The 2377-nt window shown below is 55.0% G+C and carries 3 protein-coding genes; all 3 read right to left on the bottom strand.

Going from position 1 to position 2377, the window contains the following annotated elements:
- The coding region (locus tag ACQZ6F_RS33385) for a hypothetical protein (RefSeq protein ID WP_449096314.1) at positions 1-254 on the bottom strand (254 nt) is incomplete at its 3' end.
- Complete coding sequence (locus ACQZ6F_RS33390) at positions 251-922, bottom strand: response regulator (RefSeq protein ID WP_449096313.1); 672 nt, start codon at positions 920-922, stop codon at positions 251-253. The genes ACQZ6F_RS33385 and ACQZ6F_RS33390, both read right to left, overlap by 4 nt.
- Positions 923-1375: 453 nt before the next feature.
- Positions 1376-2293 (bottom strand): DUF3313 domain-containing protein, encoded by a 918-nt coding sequence (locus ACQZ6F_RS33395; RefSeq protein ID WP_449096315.1) that lies wholly within the window; start codon positions 2291-2293, stop codon positions 1376-1378.
- Positions 2294-2377: the final 84 nt, after the last annotated feature.

Consider the following 2377-nt stretch of genomic DNA (forward strand, 5'->3'; position numbering starts at 1 on the left):
TCGGCCTCGGCAAAACCCATAATCGTCGCTGAGATCCCTTTTGGGTCCAGACGCAGCCGTCCGTTGCCGTCATGGTCCATACTGGATCGAATGAGCTTGCTGAACGCGTCCGCGCTAACGCGTTGGCCGGACTGAGTATTCGTGCTCAAAAAGACACCCAGTGTCAGAACCGTGCTCAACACCATGACGACAAACATGCCGACGACCAGCAGACTGGCAACCGGAAATGCAATCGAGCGAGATGGCCACTTCATTCTTGCACCAGCATGTAGCCGATCCCGCGGATGGTGCGAATGTTCACGTCACAATTGGCCTCGCGCAATCGGCGACGCAGGCGGGAGACGTGAGATTCTATTACGTTCGATTCTATTTCATCATCGAGGCTGTATGTGGAGGCCTCCAGCGTATCGCGCTGGACTACGCGCCCAGCCCTCCTTATCAAGGCTTCGAGAATGCCCAGTTCACGTCTGGGAATGTTCAAGACGGCTTCGCCGATCATCGCCGATCGATGATTGAGATCGAAGACCAGATTTCCAAACTGCGCACATCCCGTTTCGTCCAGGTTGTAGCGACGCAGAACAGCCCTTGCTCGCGCGACGAGCTCCATCGGTTCGAAAGGCTTGCCGATATATTCGTCAGCGCCCTTGTCCAATGCCGCGACAATATCAAACGGATCATCCAGGGCCGTAAGGATCAGCGTCGCAGGCCGCGGACGCAACTGACGCAAGATGGGCAAGAGGGAAACGCCATCACCATCGGGAAGGTGGCGGTCTATGATCACCAGGTCAAACTTAAAGGCGAGTAGTGCGGCCTCCGCCTCGGCAATCGTCGTGAATGTATCTGTCACCCCAATGGAGGTCTCCATCATGACTTTGAGAGACGACGCCAACTCAAGATCATCTTCAACGATTAGGATGTGCATTTTTTGCCTTAACTAGAGCCTGGGCGCATTTGGCGACAGGCTGCCTTGTAGCAGTTTTGCGGACATCGACAGTCACTCCTGAGCAAAGTTACCGTCGATCCGTCACGAGGAGGCAGCTTGAGCCCGCTATCGAACGGATCATTCGTTAATAGTCATAGTTCGGCGCTTCAATGGATCTCTCCATTCGATGCTCGCGTGCAAGGTCAATCCGCTGTTTGCAAACGGCGAAGGCTGTCGTGTCCCGTTCAAAACCATATCCGGCGCAGCGATCGCCATCCACGGAAGACTGGCAGCTTGCGAGCCAGAGACCAAGTCCCACGGTAAGAGCCAGGGTAAGCCAATAACGCATGATGATACCTCAATAATCTACATTCAGTTCAACGTCTCAGTTTTGGATGCGACGCGAACCTTACGGTAATCTGACGGTTACAGCCGTCGTTATGCCCGCGGCTGTCAGTTCGACCTCACAACGCCCGAGACCGAGGAAGACGCAACGCCTGGGGAATTGCTTATGGGAGAGCCCTTGTCCGTCCAGGAGGGCGGCGCCCCGAAGGACGCGCCGACTGCGCCCAATAGGCCGGGAGAACGCCCATAATTTTCACAGAGCGGCGATCCGGGTCTCCCACCAAGGCCGGTGCGAATTTCGTAGATGGAAGGTAGGTGAATATTGAGGGTGCCAGGTTCTTTGCCGGCGATGACCATCCTGGAAAACTCGGTTCCAAATGATGCCGCCAGATCGTATGCGTCTCCTACCTTTGACACGCGCGCCTCGTTGGAGAAGGAATTCGCGCCGCGAGACCACACGATCGCGGCGCGCTGAACGCCGGTGTCGTCGAGCGCCTCGGCTTCGACCGCCAATCCACCAAGCCCAAAGGGAAGACGTGGGATCTGAACAGGCAACGCAATTGAACTGCCAATCGAGATCGCTTTGGCTGCACCGGCGACCGTCGGCTGGGTCGGCACGATATCGGTAATGACCGATTTTATTGTCAGATCGGGAGATGCGCCGACGGGGACAATCTTATACTTTTCGCTCATGGTGAAACAGATGGCACGATCTATAGCGTTTGAGACCAACAGCCTGTCGCCTGAATTTTGAATCCTGCTTCCGGCCGAAAACGTCATGGTCGTCGGCCAGATGGCGACTGTCTTGATCTCCTTCAATTTCACGCTGTCCAGATAAATCCTGGATTTCGAAAACTTGCCTTTAGGAGCGCCAAGCTTGCTGTAGGAGGTAAGCATACCCCCTTCCTTTAGCGGAACTGAGCTGCAACCGCTTGTGATTATCAAGATTGACATCGCCGCCAGAACAGACCTGTGCCTTGCGGCTGATGGCCTAACGCGTACTCTCGCCAATGCGATCGAATGCATTTTCACAACTCCTTCATGAAAAGTTGCATCCGATTGAAGGTCCAACATTATGAGAACCTTACAGGGCCATCTCTCTCGCTGCTC

The sequence above is a fragment of the Rhizobium sp. A22-96 genome, from assembly GCF_053521805.1.

What these genes read in the sequence shown, in the direction of transcription:
- ACQZ6F_RS33395 (WP_449096315.1), bottom strand. Translation starts at nt 2,293, where the DNA reads ATGCATTCGATCGCATTGGCGAGAGTACGCGTTAGGCCATCAGCCGCA.
- ACQZ6F_RS33390 (WP_449096313.1), bottom strand. Translation starts at nt 922, where the DNA reads ATGCACATCCTAATCGTTGAAGATGATCTTGAGTTGGCGTCGTCTCTC.